Origin of the sequence: Acidovorax sp. 62, from assembly GCF_002754495.1 — a bacterium.
In the GTDB taxonomy this organism is placed as follows: domain Bacteria; phylum Pseudomonadota; class Gammaproteobacteria; order Burkholderiales; family Burkholderiaceae_C; genus Acidovorax.
Genome location: NZ_PEFJ01000001.1, coordinates 2,138,789 through 2,160,104 on the forward strand (window position 1 = coordinate 2,138,789; position 21,316 = coordinate 2,160,104).

A 21,316-nucleotide genomic window follows, 5' to 3' on the forward strand; every position below is an offset into this window, starting at 1 on the left:
GGTCACTGCGGAGCCCACTTCAGGCCCACAAACAGCGTGCGGCCTGGGGTGGCATAGGTGCGGGCCAACTGGTAGTCCTTGTCGGCCACGTTGTCCACGCGGGCCAGCAAGGTGTAGTCACGCGCAATGCGGGTGCTGGCGTACAGGTTGACGAGGGTGTAGCCGCCCAGCACGTTGGTGTTGGCAATGGTGTCGTAGCGGCGGCCCGAGGCCTGCACTTCTGCCCCCAGCGTCCATCCAGCCACCACGGTATCGGCCCCGAAGGTGCCGTGGTGCTTGGCGCGGCGGGCCAGTTGCTTGCCGGTGTCCAGGTCACGCGGGCGCTGCAGGTCGAGCGAGCCGCGCAATTGCACGGGGCCCACGCGGTGCGATGCGGCCAGCGTCACGCCCTTGTATTCGGCACGGGCGGTGTTGGCGTAGCAGCCCTGGGTTTGCAGCGGCGAGCATGCCGATGCGCCCACAAAGCTGATCAGGTTGGTAACGCGGTTGCGGTAGGCCACGGCCGAGAAGCTGCTGCCCCCCTGCGCGTAACGCAAGCCCAGTTCCGCATTGCGCGCCGATTCAGGCCGCAAGGTGGCCACGCCGTACTGGCTAAAGCGCTGGTACAGCGTGGGCGCACGGAAAGCGGTGCCCACCGATACCGTGGCGCGCCACTGCGGCGTGAGGGCGTAACCATAGGCCACGCTGCCCGTGCCCTTGCCACCAAACTCGCTGTCCTCGTCGTGGCGCACGTTGACCTGCACCGTGTGCCCGCCCGCGTTGTAGCCATAGCCCAGTGCCACCCCGTTTTGCGAGCGATCGCGGTCGATGGGGTTGTTCTCCAGGTGGTCTTCACGGCGCTCCAGCGCGGCCGTGAGCAGGTGGGCGCCCTGGCGCCATTCGTTCTGGAACAGGTAGCCGCGCAGGCGCGTGTCCGACAGGTACACCGAGGGCTTGGTTTCGTATTCGTCGCGCGAATCGGTCACGCTGAACTTGGTCTTGTAGGCGCTGCTCCACTGCGCCTGCCAGTTCAGCCCCAGCGCGTGCATGGTGTGCAGGTTGCGGTCGTCCTTGCCCAGGCCGCTGTCGTAGCCGCTGTTGGTGTCGCCCACCATCAGCGTGCCTTCCAGGCGGTGCACTGCATTGAGCTGCACGCCCACGCGGGCATTGCCAGCGGTATTGCGGTAGCCATCCTTGTCAGGGTTCTGGCCGGCGACGGGGCGGGCGTTGAAACCGTCGCTCTCATCGCGCAGCAGGCCCAGGGCGTAATCGACCGTGCCACTGGCGCCGCTCACACCGGCTTCGAGCTTGGTGGTGCCCCGGTTGCCCACTCCCACAGAAACGAACGGCGCGAAGCCCTTTTCACCGCGCTTGGTAAAGATCTGGATCACACCGCCCAGGGCGTCAGAGCCGTACACCGCGCCCGCAGGGCCACGCAGCACTTCGATGCGGTCAATGAGCCCGAGCGGAATGGCCTCCCACGCGGCGCCGCCGGTGGATTGCGAGTCCATGCGCACCCCGTCGATGTACACGGCGGTAAAACGTGATTCGGCACCGCGCAGAAACAGGCCGGTCTGCGTGCCCGGGCCGCCATTGCGCGACATTTCCACCCCTGGTAGGCGGGCCAGCAAATCGCCCAGGCCGGTGGCGCCACTGCGCTCAATGCTGTCGCGGTCCACGATGGAGACATCGGCCACCAAATCGGACAGTGGCTGCTCAGTGCGCGTGGCGGCCACCACGGTTTCAGACAAAGAAGGTGCGCGCAGGTTTTGCGCCAGCACCGTGGTACCTGTGGTTTGGGCATGGGCAGGCACCGACAAGGCGCAAAGCCCAGTGGCGGCCAGGGCCATCAGGCCAGGGCGCAGCGACAACAGCGCCTGCTTGCGGGCGTGGGGGGTGGGGTACTTCATCGTGGGGGAACTCAATCAACAAACAACCCGTGCCGGCCTCCCCGCCAGCGTGTGGGTGATACGGCTGCGCAGCGACACCATGGGTCGCGCACAACCACCGTGTTGGCCGGTATCCGGGCTGGCGGAACACTCTCCAAGGCCTTCCCAGGGGCTTGTTCAAGGCCCCCAGTGGCGTGTGTGAATGGAGAGAGGATCGAGTGATCCGTCCGCTGACCGTTGCGGGGGCAGCGCAGGCCGGGCATGCCACCGTGGTGGTCGCCTTCCTGCTTCCCGTTGAACTGCAGCCTGTGAACCAAGCAGCGAGCACCAACTCGCGGATTTTAGGGCCTCTGCATGCCCCGCCTGGAACAGACGACCCTACAATCGAGGGCTGTATGGCAGAACCCTCCACCACCGATCAGATCGCCGAGCGTGTTGAGCGCCTTTTGGTACGCCACGCCGAGTTGCAACGCACCAATGCCTTGCTGGCCGATCAAGTCAGCGCCCTGACCCAGGAGCGCGATTCACTCAAATCCCGCCTGAACGCAGCGCGCGGCAGAATCGATGCCTTGCTGGAGCGCCTGCCCGCCAATACCGCGCCCGTCGCGCCCGCCCCCACCAAGGAAATCGAATGAAGCAAATCGAGGTGCAGATCCTGCAGCAAAGTTACCTGCTGGCCTGCCCCGAGGGGCAAGAATCGCGCCTGTTGGATGCCGTGGAGCGGGTCGACACCGCCATGACCCGCATCCGCGATGCCGGCAAAGTCCGCGCCCGCGAGCGCATCGCCGTGCTGGCTGCGCTGAACCTCGCTTTTGAAATCGCCGACCGCGATGCAGCGGCGGCCAAAGCAGCAGCAATGCCAGTGCACACCCCTGCCCCCACCCTGGCGACCTCAGTCCCCAGCGACGAAGAAAACCAGCGCCTGCAAAGCTTGCTGGGCCGCCTGGACCAGGCGCTGGAGCAAGACGGCCAGCTGCTTTGACGGTGCTGGCTTCAACCACCCTGGGCAGGCTGCCCATGGTGTATTTCGGCTTCTAGGCATATCTTCACGGGCCAGATGGCGGGCCCCGTAGCCGCCAGCCCAGAGCGCGCGCGCATCGGCCACCGCGTTTGACCCAAGCGTGGCAACCCCTCCCCAAATACATCACCGCTTTGCCTGCAACCTCCAGGCCAAAGGCCTACAATGGCGAGGTCTGCGGTGCTGTCGGGCTTTATATTTCCTTGAACCAATGCTCCCTGAGCTCGGGCTTGGTAATTGCCTGGTGAGCGTGATCGTCTCGCGTCAGATGAACCCAACGTCAGGCTGCCCTCGCCCCCCTGAACCCCCGGTTCAGGATGCCGGTCCGGTGGCATTCGCAGACACCTTCTTCTTACGCTTGGCCCTCTCTGTGCGAAGCGCTGCCGAGCAGCAGCTCGGGCCCCACTCCAACACCTACGGTACCCCTCCCTTATGCTGGATCCTCTGCTGATTGTTGAGTTGGGCGTTCTGGGTTTGTGCACCGGCTTTCTGGCCGGGCTGCTGGGCATTGGCGGCGGCATGCTGCTGGTGCCATTTCTGACCTACATCCTGGGCACCAAGCAGGTGGGCCCAGATTTGGCAGTGAAGATGGCCATTGCCACATCGATGGCCACCATTGTGTTCACCTCCATTTCCAGCGTGCGCGCGCACCACAAGCGCGCAGCCGTGCGCTGGGACATCGTGACCAAGCTGGCCCCTGGCATTGTGCTGGGCAGTTTGGTCGCCAGCCTGGGGGTCTTTGCGCTGCTCAAAGGCTCTTTTCTGGCCATCTTCTTTGGCCTGTTCGTCAGCTTTTCTGCCACGCAGATGTTTCTGGACAAGAAACCTGCCCCCACACGGCAAATGCCTGGCACGGCGGGCCAGATGGGTGCAGGCGGGGTGATTGGATTTTTGTCAGGCTTGGTTGGCGCGGGCGGCGGCTTTGTCAGTGTGCCGTTCATGACCTGGTGCAACGTGCCCATCCACAATGCGGTGGCCACCAGCGCTGCGCTGGGCTTTCCGATTGCCTTGGCCAACGTGATTGGCTATGTGCTGGGCGGCCAGTCGGTGGCCGATTTACCTGCAGGCTCGCTGGGCTATGTGTGGCTGCCAGCACTGGGCGTGATTGCCACCTGCAGCGTGCTGACCGCCCCATTGGGCGCGAAAGCAGCCCACAACTTGCCCGTGAAAAAGCTCAAGCGCGTGTTTGCCAGTCTGCTTTTTGCACTGGCGGCCTACATGTTCTGGAAAGGTGTGCTGGCGTCTTGAACCGCGCCAGGGCACTGCAACTGCAACGCCGCCCAAAAAGCATCAGGCCGCTGCCGCAACGCCCTGCTCTTGCATGCGCTGCGCCACCTTGCTGGGGTCGGCCAGCAACAGCCGAAAGTCTTGTGCAGGCAGCCCTGGCGCGCACAGGAATCCCTGGAAGTGGTCACACTGCATTTGCTGCAGCATGGCTTTCTGGGCCACGGTCTCAACACCTTCGGCCACCACAGCGATGCGCAGCGCGTGTCCCATGCTGATCACGGCACTCACGATGGCATGGTCACCATCATCGTCGGGCAAGCCGCGCACAAAAGACTGGTCCACCTTGAGCTTGTGGATGGGGAGTTTCTTCAGATAGCCCAGGCTGGAGTAGCCCGTCCCAAAGTCATCGATGGCCAGGCTGACCCCTAGCTTGGCAAGCACCCCCAGGCGCTGCGCCATCTCCTGCGCGTCCTGCAGCAAAATGCTCTCCGTCAGCTCCAGCTCCAGCAAGGTCGGTGGCAATCCGTGGGCGGCCAGCAAAGAGACCAGTCGGCTCACGAAATCGGGCTGCAGAAACTCCAATGCCGACACATTCACCGAGACAACAATGGGGTTTCCGGACTGCATCCAGCCCGCAGCCTCCCGTATCGCCTGCTCCATCACCCAGGCCCCCAGCGTGACGATGTAGCCAGATTCTTCGGCCAGCGGAATGAACGCCCCCGGTGACACAGGGCCCATTTCTGGATCCGTCCAACGGATCAGCGCCTCGGCTCCCGTGATGGCCCCCGTGGTCAGGCTGACCTGCGGCTGGTAGTGCACCGACATGTGGTTCAGGCCCAAGGCCTGGCGCATGGCATGCTCCAGCTTCATGCGGGAGAGCAGGTTGGCATTCATCTGCGGCTGGTAAAAGCCGTAGCTGCCCCGGCCACGTTCCTTGACGCGGTACATCGCCGTGTCGGCCTGCTTGATGAGGTCGTCCAGCGAAAGCCCATCGTGCGGGAACAACGCAATGCCAATGCTGCACTGGATAGAAAACCCCATGCCATCCAGCCCAAAGGGGCGCAGCATCTCGTCCAGAATGCGGCGCGACACCGCTTCTGCAACGGTGGCATCGCCGCTATGCAGGTAGATGACAAACTCGTCCCCCCCCAGTCGGCACAGCATGTCTGTTTGCCGAAGGCAGGTTTGCAAACGTTCGGCCACCAACTGCAGGACCCGATCGCCAAACGGGTGCCCCAGCGAGTCATTGATGATCTTGAAGCGGTCCAGGTCCAAAAACAAGATGGCAAAACTGCCGCCTTGTTGCTGTGCCGCGGCAATGGCCGCATCCGCGCGCTGCGCCAGCAACAAGCGGTTGGGCAACCCCGTCAACACATCGCTGTAGGCAAGTTCCTCAATGCGTTTCTGTGCGGCGTGCTGCACCGTGAGATCCCGCATGAAGCCAATGCTCTGCATGACTTGCCCGCTCTCGTCGTGCAAGGCCACCCAGGACAACTGCACAGCGCAGTCGCTCCCCATCTGGCGCGGCAGCCACAGCTCCCCCTCCCAAAACCCCGACGTCTTCCAGCCCTCGCCCACCCGCTCCATCAGCAGTGCATCCTCCAGAGGCCTGAACAGCGAGGCGGCCAACTGCCCCTCATGAAAGGGGGCGGCAGAGCCCATGAGTTTTTCGCAACCCGGGTTCATCCGCAAGATCCGATGCTGGCGATCGGCAATGAAGATAGCGTCCAGACTCGACTCGAACACCCTGGCTGCCAACCGAAGACTGGCTTGGGCTTCTGTCTGGCGCGTGATGTCACGGAATGAATAGACCCGCCCAACAGGCAAGCCACGGCTGAGCTGCGGGACAGACCGGCGCTCCAGTACCGTGCCAGCGCTCAGCTCCAAAATATCGGTGCTTTCTTGCATCGGGTCGGCCATGATGGCCGCCATCCGCTCAGAGTAGCCCTGCAGGTCGCGCACCTGATCTGCCATGTGGGCAAAAACGGCCGGGTCATCACGGCGGGTCAACATGTCTGGCGAGATGTGCCACAGCTTGACCAAACGCTGGTTGAAAGCCCGAATGCTGCCATCCATGGCACATACCAGCATCCCGTCTGCCGCAGAGTCCAGCGTCGCCCTCAACTCCGACAGCAAAGTCTCTAGCTCCAACTCGGTCGCTTGCTGTTGGCTGCGGTCCATCATCGCCAGCAAGAATGCCGTGCCGCCCCCCGGCAATGGCACGCGGCGCAACTGCCGCTCCACCGCAATCAGCGCGCCATTGGCATGCAGCACACTGGTTTCAGAGTGGATGCCGTCCGCGATGGCATCCACAGGCTGTGCCCAAAACACATGGTCTTGCGGGGTGGCAACGAAACCCAGCACAGATTGCCCCACCAGCTCCTGAACGGTACGCCCCAACAGCTTGGCTGCGGCCCCATTGGCTGCCAGAACTGCCAGAGACTTCTCATCCACCAGGCAGACAGCCTCCAGCATCGCATCCAGCCAAGGCTGCGGCAGTGGGTATGTCACAACGCCTGAACCTCTGCTTCGACGGAGTCTGGGCTGACTGCACGCTCAAAAAAGTAGCAGATGCGCTTGCGCGGGGAGAGGTAGTCCAGCGCATCGCGAGGCAACTGCGAAGGTTTCAGGCTGCGCCGGATGCCCAGCTCTGGCACCGTCTCCAAATCCAGGATCGGGGCTTCGTCCCTGGGAATGCGCGAGTCGTGCACAATCACCCGAGGACGCAGGGGCCGCGAAGAGTTGACCGATGCCACGATGGCATAACGGTCATTGACCAACTGGACGATGGAGCCTGGGGGGTACACCCCCATCATGCGGATGAAAGCACCCAGCACCACCGAATCAAAACGCGCCTTGTGCTGTGCAAAGATCACAGACAAGGTCTCATGGGGCGTAAGGCCCCCTCCTCCGATCGGGCTGCACATGCGGTCATAGTGATTGACCAGCGCCACAACTTGGCTGGATCGACTCAACTCTGCCGCGCCACGACGCAAAGGAAAACCCGAGCCATCGACCATTTCATGGTGCTGCGCGATGGTGGCCAGCACCGATTTGCCCCAACCCATGCGCGTGGCCAACGCCACCGAGGCGGCCACATGGCCCTCGTAGCGCGAGCGTTCAGCGAGGGTCATGGAAGAAGAGACATGGGCCAGCTGCAGCGGCATGCCCATTTTTCCGATGTCGTGCAGCAACGCTGCGACACCCAGGTCATGCAACTCGGCGCTTTTCATGCCCAGCGCTTTGCCCAGCAAAAGGCTCAGCACCATGACATTCACGGGATGCAGTGCACCGGGCTCGCCAACGCCTTCTGAAAGCAGGCGAATGACCGAGTCGCTGCTTTCGAGCAACTCATCCACACACTCTGAAACCAGCGATGCCCCCTCAGCTTGCGCAGCCTGGGGCTGGTCACTGACCAGTTTCTCCATCGACATGTACTGGCGAGTGGCCAAGCGAAAGCGCTGATCGCAGGCCAACAAAGAAGCATTTTGGGCTGCCAGCAGCAGCCTGCGCCGCAATGCCAGGGCATTCTCAGCCCCGGCGGCCAATGAGGCAGAGGGGTGATCGGCAACAACAGGCTCCGGCGATGCGGGCTCTGGGCATGCTGGCGGAGTTTCGGGTTCTGGCGGAATCACGCCATGGCGAAACTCTGGATCGCTTTTCTTGGGCAGCACCTTGATTTGGGTGAGTCCCAACTCGCGCAGGGTTGCGATCTGCTCCGCGGAACCCACCCTGAAATTGCTGACGGGAAACGGATGCTGCATCCAACTCAAATCCAGCTGGATATACATGCCAATTCGCAACTGGCTGATATCGATAAGAACTGAGGTATTCACAGCGCAATAGGTGACAGTGGGAAAATGTAACAATGCCGCGACAATTGTTAAGCCCATTATCACCAGTTCTGATGGCCGCCTGAGCAAGGCGTTTACCCCCTATTTCCAGCAGTGCTTTTCTGGAAAAGAGGTCGAAATCAGACGCAAAAGCCGCAAAACCATGTGCCCAGCGGGAGCCCTCTCAGCGCACCGTTCGCCAGACGCAGAAAAATGGCTGCCCAGCAAAGGTGGATCGGCTGCTCCAGCAAGATGTAAAAGCTGGCAGAGTGTGGTGAAATTGTCAAAAAACGACCGCCTGATCCGTGGCCATGCAAGCCAAAGCAGTCGGCCGACTCTTTGAACAGGTTCTTAGCAAGCAAGGCCAAGCGCCTGGCTCAACGGCACCACAGTGAAGGCTTGTACACCAAGTCCATCCACAGCGCCCACACCGCAACGCCGCACAATAGGGCGCCACTGATACGAGCCCCCCAATCACCCTGCAACGCTTGGAGGTGCTTGCGCCCCCAATGCCATGCCAGCGGGCCACCGACCAACCACAGGCCGCTGCCCACGGCGAAGAGCGCCATCGACAATGCCCCTTGCACAGGGCCGCCACTGAGTGCTGCCACCAACAGCGCAGAGTAAAGCAGCCCACAGGGCATCAGAGCCCACAACACCCCAGCCGACGCCACCCCGGCAGGGGTGCCCACCAAGGGACTGACACGCGCCCACACCGAGCGACCGGCCTGCTCCACCCAGGCAGGCTGGCGCAGCTGAACCATCATCATCAGCCCCCAACCCAGCACAGCAACGTGCATGAGCGTCCACACGGGCCGCAGCGCCATGGATTGCTGGGTGACCCAGGCCAGGCTCTCCATCGCCCAGGCCGACAAGGCCCCCAGCAGCGAATAGCCCAGCACACGGCCACTGTGAAAGGCCAACTGGCGCAGAAAAGAAGGTGCTGCGCTGCGCGGCATCCAGTGCACAGGCTGCTCTGCAGGACGAGTTTCTGCCGCTGAAGCGCCCGCCCCCACCACCGCACCGCAAGGCGCCGAACACATGGCAACGCAGTGGGTCCCACCCAGGAGCCCCATCACCAACGCCGTCCAGGCCACAGCACCAGTCATATAGAGGGTCAGATGATGCGAGAGAACTTGGCCCGCGTGCGATCAGCTTGCAGGTAGCGATCAAACACCATGGCAATGCCACGCACAAAGAACCACCCCATGGCCGTCACACGCACCCCCTCATCACCGATCTCTACCAGGCCTTGGGTCTGCATGTCCTGGAGCTGATCCAACTCAGCAGCAAAGTAGCGGCGGAAGTCAATCAGCCAAGCTTGCTCCATGGGCTCAATAAGCAACTCGCCTTGGCACATCAAGGCCATGATGGCAGCACGGCGCACCAGATCGTCCCGATTCAGTGCCAAGCCACGGACCACGGGCAGACGCCCCTGGTCGAGGTGGTCGTAGTACTCATCCAGAGTTTTGGCATTTTGGCTATAGGTGGCGCCAATGCGCCCAATGGCCGATACGCCCAAGCCAATCAGGTCGCAGTCAGGCTGCGTGCTGTACCCCTGGAAATTGCGATGCAAGCGCCCTTGCCGCTTGGCGATGGCCAGGGCATCGGTGGGCAGCGCAAAATGGTCCATGCCAACGTACACGTAGCCCGCCTCCAAAAAGGCATCGAGCGAACGCGACAACATGGCCACCTTCGCGCCCCCTGTGGGCAGTTCAGCGGAGATGATGCGGCGCTGGGGCTTGAAGCGGTCTGGCAAATGGGCATAAGCGTACAGCGCAATCCGATCCGGGCGGAGTTGAGCGATCTGGGAGAGCGTACGGTCAAATGACTCAGGGGTCTGGCGTGGCAAGCCGTAAATCAAATCCACATTGATGGAATCAAACCCAATGGACCGGGCGGACTCCACCAAAGCAAAGACCTGCTCGGCGGGCTGGACCCGGTGCACGGCTTTTTGTACCTCAGTGTCAAAGTCTTGCACACCAAAGCTCAGCCGGTTAAAGCCCAACTCGGCCAGCAAGGCCAAGCGCTCGGCATCCACGGTCCGCGGGTCCACCTCGATCGAATACTCCCCTCCAGGCGCCAGCGTGAAACTGCGCTTGAGCATAGACATGAGTTCGCGCAAGCCCTCATCCGAGAGAAACGTCGGAGTCCCCCCCCCCAAATGCAGCTGACTGACCACCTGCCCTGCACCGCACTGGGCCGTGTGCAGATCAATCTCACGGCTCAGGTAGCGCAAATAGACATCGGCGCGGTCATGGTGTTTGGTGATGATCTTGTTGCAAGCGCAGTAGTAGCATAGCGACTCGCAAAATGGAATGTGCACGTACAGTGACAATGGCATTGCCTTGGCACCTGTCCCCAGATGCCTCTGCGCCAATGCCAAGGAATATTCCTCTTGGCCAAATGCCTCCACGAAACGGTCTGCCGTGGGGTAGGAGGTGTATCGAGGACCTGGCACGTCAAAGCGGGTCAGGAGTTCTGGGGTAACTGCGGTCATGGGGATATCCTTGCGTACTAGCTTACTGTGCCGCACCCCTCCTCTTGCGTCCTTGACCTGCATCAAGTGAAGTCATCTCCACAAGAGCGACAATTTGATGCATATCATCTGCTACTACTCGCAGACCGAGGCATACCGGCCTCCCTCGTCGTGCACGATATGCCCGAACATCAACCAGGTTTCTGTGCCATGAATCCGCTCACCATCAAAGTCGCTTGCTCCAACTGCAACCTCCGCGAGCTTTGCATGCCCGTTGGCCTCAATGACGAACAGCTGCAGCGCATCGACGAGGTGGTGGCCGTGCGCCGCAAAGTCAAGCGCGGTGGCACACTCTTTCGCAATGGCGAAGCCTTCACCTCGCTGTACGCCATTCGCACGGGTTTCTTCAAGACCTGTGTAGCCACTGAAGACGGTCGCGATCAAGTCACGGGCTTTCAAATGGCCGGTGAGATCATCGGCCTCGATGGCATTGTGAATGATCACCATACCTGCGACGCCGTGGCATTGGAAGACGCCGAAGTCTGTGTGATGCCGTTTGATCGCATTGAAGAGCTCTCACGCGAAGTAACTGCACTGCAGCACCATGTGCACAAAATCATGAGCCGCGAAATCGTGCGCGAACACGGCGTGATGCTCCTTTTGGGCAGCATGCGGGCTGAAGAGCGTTTGGCGGCATTCCTGCTCAATCTGGTACAGCGCCTGCATGCCCGCGGCTTCTCTCAATCGGAGTTAGTGCTGCGCATGACCCGGGAAGAAATTGGCAGCTACCTGGGCCTCAAATTGGAAACCGTGAGCCGCACCTTCTCCAAATTCGTAGAGGATGGGACCGTCGAAGTTCGACAACGCCACGTGCGAATTTTGGACACCGACGCACTGCGCCGCATCGTGAACAACCAACAAGCCTGCCACTGATTGGTTGGGTCTTGAGGCATGCCAACTAACGGTGGCATGCTATCCGGCGTCATGGGCAAGATGGTGTCTTGCGGCAATCGTCAGGTCGATCTTGGTCAGGCACAGGACAGCGGTTGAGTTCAAACGGTGACATGGCCAGCAGCGTGGTCAAAGCGCCAGAGGCCATGGTCAGCACCCAGAAGGCAAAGAAGGCCAGCGTGTACACCCCCAGCCGAGACAATGCCAGCGGCTGTCCAAACCAGTGTAGGTCTTGGGGGTCCACCATGGCAAATACCAACACCTCCAAAGCCCCGGCGACCAAAAAGGCCGGCCAAGCAATCCACATCAAACGCTGTGTCCACATCGTGGTGTCTCCGTATGGTTTTGAGAAGGCATCGATGCCTGGGCCTACCACACCGCCATGGAGGCCCTGGCTCCGCAACTAGCGGGGCTGGTCTTTGAGCGGTGTCACGGCATGGTTGCGGCCCTTGAGCGCAGGTGCCATACCAGGCTGCGGGTTCTCTAGCCTCTTGTTGATGTCAATGCCTTGCTGGTAGTAGTCTTCAGCCACCACGGGGTCAGGGCTGGAGACGGCAATCCACAAGGTGACGAAGCCTGCTACCACGACGATAGCGGGGCCAGAGAGCACCAGCCAAACATGGCCAAACTTCCACCAAGGAGCCGCCTGAACGGGTGCGGGTGCTGAAGAAGAAATCGAAGACATAGCAAACTCCATCAAAACGGGTAAGACAACGAGACCACAGGCTGCTTACCGAGGAACCAAAAAGACCGTTTTTTCCGATACATGGGCGCCACCACCTTCCGCCCCAATCTCAAACGTCACAGGATGCGAACCCGGCGTTGCGGACCCATAGGGCACTTGCAAGCGCACCGCCACCCAGCGTGACTGCGCAGGCTCAATGTCCACAGCAGCCTCCGATACGACCTCCAAGCCCTCCAGCCCCTTGGCCGCTACATGGTAGCGCTGAGGCGATTCCGTCGCATTCATGATCTGGATACGGTAGATGTTCTCCAGCTTACCGCCCGCAACGATGCGAGACAAGGCGGCGCGATCCCGCACAACGTCGACCTTCAAAGGCGTTCTGGTCATCAGGCTGACAAGCATGGTCACACACAAGGTCACCAGCACGGCGCTGTAAATCAACACACGGGGCCGCAACACACGCCGCAGGATCTGGGACTGCGACCAGCGCTTCACGACGCCGTTCTGGGTAGTGAACCGAATCAAGCCACGGGGGTACTTCACCTTGTCCATGACGGTGTTGCACGCATCCACGCACAACCCGCACCCAATGCATTCGTACTGCAGCCCTTTGCGAATATCAATACCCACAGGGCACACCTGTACACACAGCGTGCAGTCGATGCAATCCCCAAGGCCCTTGGCCTTGTGATCCACGGTCTTGCTGCGGGGCCCACGCGGCTCACCACGCGCCACGTCGTAGCTGACGATGAGCGTGTCCTTGTCAAACATGGCGCTCTGAAAGCGTGCATACGGACACATGTACTTGCACACTTGCTCACGCATGAAGCCCGCATTGCCATAGGTGGCAAAACCGTAAAACAGCACCCAGAAAATCTGCCAGCTACCCTGCAACGCGATCAGCTCAGCGCCCAGCTCGCGGATCGGCACAAAGTAGCCAACGAAAGTGAACCCCGTCCACAGGGCTACTGCAATCCAAACGGCTTGCTTCAAAAACTTTTTGCGAACCTTCTCAAAGGTCCATGGACCGCCATCCAGGCGCAATCGGGCACTGCGATCACCTTCGATCTTGTGCTCAATCCACATGAAGATCTCGGTGTACACCGTTTGCGGACACGCAAACCCACACCACAAGCGCCCTGCCACGGCAGTGAACAAGAACAGAGACAGTGCTGAGATGATCAGCAGCCCCGTGAGGTAGATGAAATCCTGCGGATACAGGACCAGACCAAAAATGTAAAAGCGGCGCGCACCCAGATCGAACAGCACCATTTGGCGCTGCCCCCACTCCAGCCAGGGCAGGCCATAAAACACCAACTGGGTCAGGAACACCATGGCCCAGCGCCACCGGGCAAACAAGCCGCTGATCGAGCGCGGGTAAATCTTCTTCTGCGCCTCATACAGGGAGACGATCTCAACCTGGCTGCTGGAGGCATCGGAAGCATCAGCCGCAACGGGAGCGATGGGAATGACCTTGCGAGGAGACTCGCTGGGTTGCTTCATGGTGGCGCTCTTTAATTCTTCAAAACTTCTCAACCCAAACAACAAAGGGCGGTATCACCCGATACCGCCCCTTACCCAGCTTACTGAGCCTTGTTGTTTGACAAACCCCAGACATACGAGGCAAGAACCTTGATCTGGGCTTCTGTCAACTTTTCTGCCTGCGCAGGCATTTGGTTGACCTTGCCGTTGTTGATCATGGCAGTGATGGCCGCCTCACCCCAGCCATGCAGCCAGATGTCGTCGGTCAGGTTGGGGGCACCCAGGGCCTGGTTGCCTTTGCCGTCCATGCCGTGGCAGGCGGCACATGCCGTGAACTTGGACTTGCCCAAAGAGGCGCGCAAGGAATCATGGGGGCTGCCCGACAGGCTCAACACGTAGTGCGACAGGTTGCGCACATCTTCAGGCGTGCCCACTGCTGCAGCCATGGGAGGCATGTTGCCAATACGGCCCTTTTGCAAGGTTTCCAGAATCTTGTCTGGGGTGCCGCCGTGCAGCCAGTCACCATCCGCCAGATTCGGGAAACCCTTGCTACCGCGGGCATCCGAGCCGTGGCATTGCGCACAGTTGTTCATGAACAAGCGCTCACCAATCGCCTTGGCTTGCGGGTCAACCGCAATGCTTTCAGGTGTCATGGCGGCAAAGCGTGCATACAAAGGCTCCAACTCCTTGTTGGCCTTTGCCACTTCAGCCTCGTACTCGCCCTTCTGGGTCCAGCCCAGCTTGCCAGCCGAGGTGCCCAGGCCTGGGTAAGCCGCCAGGTAGCCCAAGCCAAAGATGATGGTGATCACGAACATCCACACCCACCAGCGTGGCAGGGGGTTGTTCATTTCAACCAGGTCTTCGTCCCAGACATGGCCTGTGGTGTTGTCGGCCGTTGCCACGACCTTCTTGCGGCCTGCCATCCAAAGCAGCAAGGCGCAGCCGATGATGCCGATCAGAGTCAGCGCGGTCACAAAGACCGACCAGAAATTGCTGGTGAAGTCACTCATGGGTTTTTCTCATTCTGGTGGAGTTCATTCTTGCTCAAAAGGCAAGCGAGCGGCCTCGTCGAACTGGGCGCGATTGCGGCCCATGTAGGCCCACACCCAGATGCCGATGAAGCAGACCATCGAGGCCAGTGTGGCCACGATGCGCATGGTGGTGATGTCCATTGCTGCTCTCCTTTACTTGAGCGCGCGGCCCATGACTTGCAGGTAGGCAATCAGCGCATCCAGCTCGGTCTTGCCCTTGACCTCATCCGCTGCGGCAGTGATCTGCGCGTCGGTGTAAGGCACACCCACCGTGCGCAAAGCCTTCATGCGGGGTGCGACATCCTTGGGATCAATGGTGGTCTTCTCCAGCCAAGGGTAGGCAGGCATGTTCGACTCGGGCACCACATCACGCGGGTTGTTCAAGTGGATGCGATGCCATTCATCGCTGTACTTGCCGCCCACACGGTGCAGATCAGGGCCTGTGCGCTTGCTACCCCACTGGAAGGGGTGGTCGTACACAAACTCGCCAGCTACCGAGTAGTGGCCATAGCGCAGAGTTTCTGCCCGGAAGGGACGGATCATCTGCGAGTGGCAGTTGTAGCAACCTTCGCGGATGTACACATCGCGGCCCATGAGCTGCACAGCGGTGTAGGGCTCTACACCCTTGACAGCCTCAGTGGTGGACTTCTGGAAGAACAGGGGCACGATTTCCACCAGACCGCCAATGGCGATCACCAGCAGAATCAACACGATCATCAGGAAGTTATTGGTTTCAATCTTCTCGTGGCTGAAACCGGCAGAAGCTTGCTTATTGTTTTGAGACATATTGGCTCCTTAAGGCTCAAGCGTGGGCTGCGTTCACGGCGGGAATCGCCACCTTGACCGAACGGCCAGAGATTGCAGTGGCCCACACGTTCCAGGCCATCACCAGCATGCCGCCCAGGTACAGCAGACCACCGGCTACACGGATCACATAGAAGGGGTAAGTGGCCTTCACGCTTTCAACGAAGGTGTAGGTCAGCGTGCCATCGGGGTTCACGGCGCGCCACATCAGGCCCTGCATCACACCGGCAATCCACATCGCAGCGATGTACAACACGATGCCAATGGTGGCCATCCAGAAGTGCAGCTCAATGGCCTTGATGGAGTGCATCTTGTCACGGCCAAACAGACGGGGCACCAGGTAGTACAGCGAGCCCATGGAGATCAAACCCACCCAGCCCAAGGCACCCGAGTGCACGTGGCCCACAGTCCAGTCGGTGTAGTGGCTCAGGGCGTTGACGGTCTTGATGGACATCATCGGGCCTTCGAATGTGGACATGCCGTAGAACGACAAGGACACGATCAGGAAGCGCAAGATAGGATCGTCGCGCAGCTTGTGCCATGCGCCAGACAGCGTCATCACACCGTTGATCATGCCGCCCCAGCTGGGGGCCAGCAGGATCAGGGAGAACACCATACCGACGGATTGCGTCCAGTCAGGCAGCGCGGTGTAGTGCAAGTGGTGAGGACCCGCCCACATGTAAGTGAAGATCAGAGCCCAGAAGTGCACGATCGACAGGCGATACGAGTACACGGGGCGACCCGCTTGCTTGGGGATGAAGTAGTACATCATGCCCAGGAAGCCTGCCGTCAGGAAGAAGCCCACCGCATTGTGGCCGTACCACCATTGCACCATGGCATCTTGCACGCCAGCATAGGCCGAGTAGCTCTTCATGAAGCCTGCAGGCACCGCGGCACTGTTCACCAGGTGCAGCAAGGCCACAGCCAGAATGAAAGCACCAAAGAACCAGTTGGCCACATAGATGTGCTTGACCTTGCGGGTGCCCACCGTGCCGAAGAACACGATGGCGTAGGACACCCAGACCAGCGTGATCAGGATGTCAATGGGCCATTCCAGTTCTGCATATTCCTTGCCGGACGTGTAACCCAACGGCAGGCTGATCGCCGCCGCCAGGATGACCAGTTGCCAGCCCCAGAACGTGAACGAGGCCAGAGCGGGGGCAAACAACCGAACCTGGCTGGTGCGCTGCACCACGTAGTAGCTGGTGGCAAACAGCGCGCAGCCGCCAAACGCGAAGATCACTGCATTGGTGTGCAGCGGACGCAAGCGACCGTAGCTGAGCCACGGAATACCGAGGTTGAGTTCAGGCCAAGCCAGCTGGGCGGCGATGATGACGCCCACCAGCATGCCGACCACCCCCCAGACCACGGCCATGATAGAGAACTGCCGCACGACAGTGTCGTTGTAGTGCGCAGCATTTGTTTTTGGAAAATCCATCGGACACCTCTTTGTATTGCGATACAAGTTTTAACCAGACTGGCATTGCGGTTATTGACGAAAGTCAACCGTCCCGGAGAATGCGCTCCCCCTCTTGCTCCACGCTCTCAAACTGCCCCCGGTACACCGCCCACCACAGGCCCGCCAGGATCATGAGCACAAGCACCACAGACAAAGGAATCAGCAAATAAAGGATGTCCATCAGGCGGGCTCCACAGCATTGAATGAAGAGGCTGCTGGCAAAACACCCGCAACCGTAAAAGAAGAAGGGCCGCCCTGCTCTGCCGACAGAACGGCGGGCAAGCCTCTGGACAAGCGGGCCGCGTTCAGCACCACCAACAGCGAGCTGAGCGCCATGCCCAGCCCCGCCAGCCACGCAGGCATCCAGCCCACCACAGCCAAAGGCACGCACAGCGCGTTGTAGCCAGCCGCCCACCACAGGTTTTGGCGCACGATAGAAAGCGTCTTGCGCGCCAACAGCACCGCCTGTGGCACCAGCGCCAAGCTGTCGCCCAGCACCACAAAATCCGCCCGCGAACGCGCCAGCGGCACCGATCGGCCAAAGGCAAACGACACATGGGCGCCCGCCATCACCGGGCCGTCATTGAGCCCATCGCCCACCATGGCCACATGGTGGCCTTGGGCTTGCAGCGCTTGCAGCGCTTGCAATTTGTCTTGGGGGGTGCACGCACCACGGGCGTGCTCAATACCCGCCTGTGCTGCCACGCGCTGCACCGCCCCAGGGCGGTCGCCAGACAGCATCTGCACCGCCAAGCCCGCCTTGGCCAGCGCCTGCACCACGGCAGCCGCCTCGCCGCGCACATCCTCGACCAACCCAAAGCGGGCCAGTTCCAGAGGCGATTCCTGGCCAGACTGTGCGCCTTCCTGCGCCAGCACCACCCACAAAGCCGTTGAATCCAGGGGCCTGGCAAGCGCTGCCCCCACAGCATCGGCCGCCCCATCAGCCACCCCGGCATGCACAGCCGACCCCAGGCGCACACGCCCCAGCGGCTGCTGCGCAGTGCGGTCAAACACATCGGCACTCAAGCCCAAGCCTGCCTGCTCCTGCAAGTCAGTGACCCGCCAGCGCCCATCGTCAGCAGCGGCCGCCGCCACCAGCGCACGCGATGCGGGGTGCAGCGATTGCCGCGCCAACGCTGCGGCCAGCGACAGAGCTGCCACCTTGTCCAGCGCCGAAGCCGCCAAGCGCACCTCTTGCAGCGCCATCGCATCGCGCGTCAGGGTGCCTGTCTTGTCAAACACCACGGTATCGATCTGCGCCAGCGCCTCCAGCCCTTGCAGGTTGCGCACCAACACCCCTTGCCGCGCCAGCGTGCCAGCTGCCGTCAGCATGGCCACAGGGGTGGCGAGCGACAGCGCACAAGGGCAAGTCACGATGAGCACCGCCACGGCCACCATCAATGCATGGCCTGGGTCTTTGGGCCACCACCAGGCCGCCGCCAAAAAGGCCGCCAGCAGCACTGCCACCAAAAAGGGCCGGGCAATGCGATCTGCAAGCTGGGCCAGGCGGGGCTTTTGCAGCGATGCGCTTTCCATCAGCGCCACAATTTGTGCAAACCGGGTTTGAGCCCCCACGCACTCCACGCGCACCTCCACAGGCGCCTGCAGGTTGTAGCTGCCGGCCGTCACCGTGCTGCCCAAGGGCCGATCCACCGGGGTCGATTCCCCCGTCAGCAGCGCCTCATCGGCCTGCGTGCTGCCCAGCGTGATGGCGCCATCGGCCGGAAACGCCTCGCCCGGCAGCACCCGCACCGTGTCGCCCACCACCAGGCGGCGCACCGCCACGCGAGTGAATGCGCCATCAGCGCCCAGCCGCTCCACGCTGTCTGGCAGGCGGTTGAACACCGCCTCCAAGGCTCCCGCCGTGCGATCGCGCAGCCGCAGCTCCAGCCAGCGCCCCGTCAGCAGGAAGAAGACAAACATGGTGAGCGAGTCAAAGTACACCTCGCGCCCAAAAATGCCGCTGGGGTCAAACGTGCCCGCCGTGCTCACCGCAAAGGTGATGCCCATGCCCAGGGCCACTGGCAAATCCATGCTCACCCGCCGCTGGCGCACATCGCGCAACGCACTGGTAAAGAAAGGCCCGCAGGCAAAAAAGATGACGGGCAGCGAAATCACCCACGATGCCCAGCGCAGCAGCGTCTCCATCTCTTGCGACAGATCACCCGGCTGCGCCACGTACGCAGGCCACGCATACATCATCACCTGCATCATGCAAAAGCCAGCCACCAGCCAGCGCCACAGTGCGCGGCGGTTTTCCACCTGGCGCTGCCCACGCACAAACGCATCCATGGCAGGCATGGCCCTGTAGCCTGCGGCTTGCACCGCGTCCATCCACTGCGATGGCAGCACCCTGCCCGGCTGCCACACCACCCGGGCACGACGGGTAGCCGCACTCACGTCCGCCTGCAACACACCGGGCACAGACTTCAATGCATCTTCAATCGTGAGGGCGCACGCTGCGCAGTGCATGCCGTCCAGCACCACATGCGAATCCCACGGCGTGCTGGCAGGGTCACTGCCCGCAGGCACGTCCAGTGCGGCACCGGCCGCCGTGCAGGGGCGGCCAAAGCCCGCCCACTCCTGCGGATCGTCGAGCAGGGACGGCGAAGCCGGTGGTGTAGTAGGCGCGACCGCAGCCTCCGCAAGAGGCACAGCGGCAGCAGGCATCACCGGTGATTCGGACGCACCAGAGCGAAACATTGACATGGTTCAAGCCTATCCGGGCAACGTGACATGTCTATTGACCTGGATCAAGTCACAAAAGATGATGCATCCTAAGCTTGTTCCATCACTTTGAGGAGCCCATCATGTACAAACGCATCCTGATCGCAACTGACGGTTCGCCCTTGTCCGACAAGGCCGTGGAAAGCGGCCTGTCCCTCGCCGCACTGACAGGCGCCTCCGTGGTGGCCCTCAAGGTCGTCCCACGTTACCCACGCAGTTACTTTGAAGGCGGCATGCCGGTGGATGCGGGCGACGTCAAGCGCATCGAAGGCCAGTGGGGTGACGCCGCCCAGGCCATGGTGGACGCCGTCAAAACCCAAGGCGAAGCCCAAGGCGTGACCGTGAAAGCCGTGACCGCCAAGTCCGACCTGGTGGCCGAGGCCGTGATTGCTGCCGCCAAAAAACACAAGTGCGACCTGATCGTCATGGCATCGCACGGCCGCAAGGGCCTCAAGCGCCTGCTGCTGGGCAGCGAAACGCAGCATGTGCTGACACACTCGCACATCCCTGTGCTGGTGCTGCGTTAAGTATCAAAACAGGTTCTAGCGCTTATCCATCAAGCGCTATAAGCTATAAAATAGATAGCAAACCCTACTAAGGCGCAACGCCTTAGGGAAGCTCTTCACGAATCGGTTCTGGCTGTGCCGTAGCGACGCCCGAACTCAAACAGCACCCGCTTTGGGTAATTGGGCACGCCCAGCAGGCGCTGCGCGAGGGCAATTGCCCGGCTTCGCGGGGGCATTACGCCCCTTGCAGACGCACCTGCCCCATACAAGCCATCAACTTGTGCCTTGCCATCCACAGGTTTGACAGCGCAAACAGCGTAACGATCTGCGCCGTGTTCTTCTTGAGTCCCCGGTAGCGCACCTTCACATACCCAAACTGCTGCTTGAGCACTCGAAACGGGTGCTCCACCTTGGCCCGAATGCTGGCCTTGATGCGCTCCAGTTGATCGATCAGCGCCTCAAGAGGCTTGTCCTTGTCCAACTCCCGGCGCAATCCTGGACGCATGGCTACGTGCCAGCGCACGGTTGGCTTGGCATCAGGCCGTTTGTGCACGCCTTGGTAGCCCGCATCTCCAAATGCGTCTGTCTCCTGCCCGTGCAATAGGCTGTTGACTTCGATCACGTCACCCACGTGGCCGCTAGTGCCTCGCACCGTGTGCACCAGGCCCGAGTCCGCATCCACGCCAATGTGGGCTTTCATACCGAAGTACCACTGGTTGCCCTTCTTGCTTTGGTGCATCTCGGGGTCGCGCTCGCCGCTTTGGTTCTTGGTGGAAGTGGGTGCGGCAATCAGCGTGGCATCCACCACCGTGCCTGCTTTGAGCTGCAGCCCTTTGGCCTGCAGCAGCGCATTGACCGTGGCCAGGATCTGATCGGCCAGCTTGTGGCGTTCCAGAATGTGCCTAAACCGCAGGATGCTCGATTCACTGGGAATCTGTTCGTCCCAGTGGGTCAGGCCCGCAAAGTCCCGAAAGGCTGGCACGTCGTGCAGCGCTTCTTCCATGGCGGGATCGCTGAGCTTGAACCATTGCTGCATAAAGTGGATGCGCAGCAGGGTCTGCACTGCAAAGGGCTGCTGACCCCGGCGTCCGGCTTCGGGCGCGTACGGCTCTATGAGCGAGACCAGTTCAGTCCAGGGCACCACCATTTCCATGGCGTCCAGGAACTCGCGCTTGCGGGTGCGCTTGACTGTGTTGCTCAGGCCCAGGCTGCTTTGCTTCATGCGACTATTGTCTGGGCTTCAGCC

General features: G+C 61.3%; 20 protein-coding genes and 1 riboswitch. Of the genes, 5 read left to right on the plus strand and 15 right to left on the minus strand.

Going from position 1 to position 21,316, the window contains the following annotated elements:
* Positions 1–2: 2 nt before the first annotated feature.
* Positions 3–1,889: a TonB-dependent receptor domain-containing protein gene (locus tag CLU86_RS09560; protein ID WP_099741455.1), complete on the minus strand. Its 1,887-nt coding sequence runs from the start codon at positions 1,887–1,889 to the stop codon at positions 3–5.
* Between the two features lie 86 nt (positions 1,890–1,975).
* Positions 1,976–2,215: riboswitch (cobalamin riboswitch) on the minus strand.
* Between the two features lie 48 nt (positions 2,216–2,263).
* Here CLU86_RS09560 and CLU86_RS09565 point away from each other — a divergent pair.
* From CLU86_RS09565 to CLU86_RS09575, 3 genes are all read left to right on the plus strand, one after another.
* On the plus strand, positions 2,264–2,503 hold the full coding sequence (locus tag CLU86_RS09565; RefSeq protein WP_099655845.1) for a DUF904 domain-containing protein: 240 nt from the start codon (positions 2,264–2,266) through the stop codon (positions 2,501–2,503).
* Entirely contained in the window at positions 2,500–2,850 is a 351-nt protein-coding gene (locus CLU86_RS09570; RefSeq protein WP_099741456.1) for a cell division protein ZapA, read from the plus strand. The genes CLU86_RS09565 and CLU86_RS09570 overlap by 4 nt, the downstream gene beginning before the upstream one ends.
* A gap of 468 nt (positions 2,851–3,318) precedes the next feature.
* Positions 3,319–4,134, plus strand: coding sequence for a sulfite exporter TauE/SafE family protein (locus tag CLU86_RS09575; protein ID WP_099741457.1), 816 nt, complete (start codon positions 3,319–3,321; stop codon positions 4,132–4,134).
* A 42-nt stretch (positions 4,135–4,176) separates the two neighbouring features.
* On the opposite strand, the gene CLU86_RS09580 is transcribed toward CLU86_RS09575, so the two are convergent.
* The 4 genes from CLU86_RS09580 to hemN form a co-directional block, all read right to left on the minus strand.
* Positions 4,177–6,588: a bifunctional diguanylate cyclase/phosphodiesterase gene (locus CLU86_RS09580; protein ID WP_099741458.1), complete on the minus strand. Its 2,412-nt coding sequence runs from the start codon at positions 6,586–6,588 to the stop codon at positions 4,177–4,179.
* A gap of 32 nt (positions 6,589–6,620) precedes the next feature.
* On the minus strand, positions 6,621–7,904 hold the full coding sequence (locus tag CLU86_RS09585) for an HD-GYP domain-containing protein (protein ID WP_233194914.1): 1,284 nt from the start codon (positions 7,902–7,904) through the stop codon (positions 6,621–6,623).
* A 419-nt stretch (positions 7,905–8,323) separates the two neighbouring features.
* Positions 8,324–9,055: a sulfite exporter TauE/SafE family protein gene (locus CLU86_RS09590; RefSeq protein WP_099741460.1), complete on the minus strand. Its 732-nt coding sequence runs from the start codon at positions 9,053–9,055 to the stop codon at positions 8,324–8,326.
* 8 nt (positions 9,056–9,063) lie between these two features.
* Complete coding sequence (hemN, locus tag CLU86_RS09595) at positions 9,064–10,446, minus strand: oxygen-independent coproporphyrinogen III oxidase (RefSeq protein ID WP_099655851.1); 1,383 nt, start codon at positions 10,444–10,446, stop codon at positions 9,064–9,066.
* A gap of 189 nt (positions 10,447–10,635) precedes the next feature.
* Between hemN and fnr the strand changes: the two genes are divergently transcribed.
* A complete protein-coding gene (fnr, locus tag CLU86_RS09600; protein ID WP_099655852.1) occupies positions 10,636–11,358 on the plus strand; it encodes a fumarate/nitrate reduction transcriptional regulator Fnr in 723 nt (240 codons plus the stop codon).
* 49 nt (positions 11,359–11,407) lie between these two features.
* Here fnr and CLU86_RS09605 read toward each other — a convergent pair whose 3' ends face one another.
* From CLU86_RS09605 to CLU86_RS09645, 9 genes are all read right to left on the minus strand, one after another.
* Entirely contained in the window at positions 11,408–11,701 is a 294-nt protein-coding gene (locus CLU86_RS09605; protein WP_099655853.1) for a hypothetical protein, read from the minus strand.
* Positions 11,702–11,779: 78 nt separating this feature from the next.
* Positions 11,780–12,061, minus strand: a complete 282-nt coding sequence (locus tag CLU86_RS09610) for a FixH family protein (protein WP_099655854.1) — start codon at positions 12,059–12,061, stop codon at positions 11,780–11,782.
* Between the two features lie 45 nt (positions 12,062–12,106).
* Entirely contained in the window at positions 12,107–13,564 is a 1,458-nt protein-coding gene (gene ccoG, locus CLU86_RS09615) for a cytochrome c oxidase accessory protein CcoG (protein ID WP_099741461.1), read from the minus strand.
* 80 nt (positions 13,565–13,644) lie between these two features.
* A complete protein-coding gene (gene ccoP, locus CLU86_RS09620; RefSeq protein ID WP_099741462.1) occupies positions 13,645–14,553 on the minus strand; it encodes a cytochrome-c oxidase, cbb3-type subunit III in 909 nt (302 codons plus the stop codon).
* Positions 14,554–14,577: 24 nt separating this feature from the next.
* Positions 14,578–14,715, minus strand: a complete 138-nt coding sequence (locus CLU86_RS09625) for a cbb3-type cytochrome c oxidase subunit 3 (RefSeq protein ID WP_099655857.1) — start codon at positions 14,713–14,715, stop codon at positions 14,578–14,580.
* A 12-nt stretch (positions 14,716–14,727) separates the two neighbouring features.
* Positions 14,728–15,360 (minus strand): cytochrome-c oxidase, cbb3-type subunit II, encoded by a 633-nt coding sequence (ccoO, locus tag CLU86_RS09630; RefSeq protein ID WP_099741463.1) that lies wholly within the window; start codon positions 15,358–15,360, stop codon positions 14,728–14,730.
* A 16-nt stretch (positions 15,361–15,376) separates the two neighbouring features.
* Positions 15,377–16,816: a cytochrome-c oxidase, cbb3-type subunit I gene (gene ccoN, locus CLU86_RS09635; RefSeq protein ID WP_099741464.1), complete on the minus strand. Its 1,440-nt coding sequence runs from the start codon at positions 16,814–16,816 to the stop codon at positions 15,377–15,379.
* Positions 16,817–16,880: 64 nt separating this feature from the next.
* Positions 16,881–17,018, minus strand: a complete 138-nt coding sequence (gene ccoS, locus CLU86_RS09640; protein ID WP_044398643.1) for a cbb3-type cytochrome oxidase assembly protein CcoS — start codon at positions 17,016–17,018, stop codon at positions 16,881–16,883.
* Entirely contained in the window at positions 17,018–19,507 is a 2,490-nt protein-coding gene (locus tag CLU86_RS09645) for a cation-translocating P-type ATPase (RefSeq protein ID WP_099743481.1), read from the minus strand. The genes ccoS and CLU86_RS09645 overlap by 1 nt, the downstream gene beginning before the upstream one ends.
* Positions 19,508–19,647: 140 nt before the next feature.
* On the opposite strand from CLU86_RS09645, the gene CLU86_RS09650 reads away from it, so the two are divergent.
* Positions 19,648–20,091: a universal stress protein gene (locus CLU86_RS09650; RefSeq protein ID WP_099655861.1), complete on the plus strand. Its 444-nt coding sequence runs from the start codon at positions 19,648–19,650 to the stop codon at positions 20,089–20,091.
* Between the two features lie 214 nt (positions 20,092–20,305).
* Here the strand turns inward: CLU86_RS09650 and CLU86_RS09655 are convergent, their stop codons facing one another.
* Positions 20,306–21,292 (minus strand): IS5 family transposase, encoded by a 987-nt coding sequence (locus CLU86_RS09655; protein ID WP_099741465.1) that lies wholly within the window; start codon positions 21,290–21,292, stop codon positions 20,306–20,308.
* Positions 21,293–21,316 lie beyond the last annotated feature (24 nt).

Coding starts and splice junctions, on each gene's coding strand:
- CLU86_RS09565 (WP_099655845.1), top strand. CDS start 2,264: ATGGCAGAACCCTCCACCACCGATCAGATCGCCGAGCGTGTTGAGCGC.
- CLU86_RS09585 (WP_233194914.1), bottom strand. CDS start 7,904: ATGTATATCCAGCTGGATTTGAGTTGGATGCAGCATCCGTTTCCCGTC.
- fnr (WP_099655852.1), top strand. CDS start 10,636: ATGAATCCGCTCACCATCAAAGTCGCTTGCTCCAACTGCAACCTCCGC.
- ccoN (WP_099741464.1), bottom strand. CDS start 16,816: ATGGATTTTCCAAAAACAAATGCTGCGCACTACAACGACACTGTCGTG.
- ccoO (WP_099741463.1), bottom strand. CDS start 15,360: ATGTCTCAAAACAATAAGCAAGCTTCTGCCGGTTTCAGCCACGAGAAG.
- CLU86_RS09650 (WP_099655861.1), top strand. CDS start 19,648: ATGTACAAACGCATCCTGATCGCAACTGACGGTTCGCCCTTGTCCGAC.
- CLU86_RS09570 (WP_099741456.1), top strand. CDS start 2,500: ATGAAGCAAATCGAGGTGCAGATCCTGCAGCAAAGTTACCTGCTGGCC.
- CLU86_RS09645 (WP_099743481.1), bottom strand. CDS start 19,507: ATGCCTGCTGCCGCTGTGCCTCTTGCGGAGGCTGCGGTCGCGCCTACT.
- hemN (WP_099655851.1), bottom strand. CDS start 10,446: ATGACCGCAGTTACCCCAGAACTCCTGACCCGCTTTGACGTGCCAGGT.
- CLU86_RS09560 (WP_099741455.1), bottom strand. CDS start 1,889: ATGAAGTACCCCACCCCCCACGCCCGCAAGCAGGCGCTGTTGTCGCTG.
- CLU86_RS09655 (WP_099741465.1), bottom strand. CDS start 21,292: ATGAAGCAAAGCAGCCTGGGCCTGAGCAACACAGTCAAGCGCACCCGC.
- CLU86_RS09590 (WP_099741460.1), bottom strand. CDS start 9,055: ATGACTGGTGCTGTGGCCTGGACGGCGTTGGTGATGGGGCTCCTGGGT.
- CLU86_RS09605 (WP_099655853.1), bottom strand. CDS start 11,701: ATGTGGACACAGCGTTTGATGTGGATTGCTTGGCCGGCCTTTTTGGTC.
- ccoS (WP_044398643.1), bottom strand. CDS start 17,018: ATGGACATCCTTTATTTGCTGATTCCTTTGTCTGTGGTGCTTGTGCTC.
- CLU86_RS09610 (WP_099655854.1), bottom strand. CDS start 12,061: ATGTCTTCGATTTCTTCTTCAGCACCCGCACCCGTTCAGGCGGCTCCT.
- CLU86_RS09575 (WP_099741457.1), top strand. CDS start 3,319: ATGCTGGATCCTCTGCTGATTGTTGAGTTGGGCGTTCTGGGTTTGTGC.
- ccoG (WP_099741461.1), bottom strand. CDS start 13,564: ATGAAGCAACCCAGCGAGTCTCCTCGCAAGGTCATTCCCATCGCTCCC.
- CLU86_RS09625 (WP_099655857.1), bottom strand. CDS start 14,715: ATGGACATCACCACCATGCGCATCGTGGCCACACTGGCCTCGATGGTC.
- CLU86_RS09580 (WP_099741458.1), bottom strand. CDS start 6,588: ATGCTGGAGGCTGTCTGCCTGGTGGATGAGAAGTCTCTGGCAGTTCTG.
- ccoP (WP_099741462.1), bottom strand. CDS start 14,553: ATGAGTGACTTCACCAGCAATTTCTGGTCGGTCTTTGTGACCGCGCTG.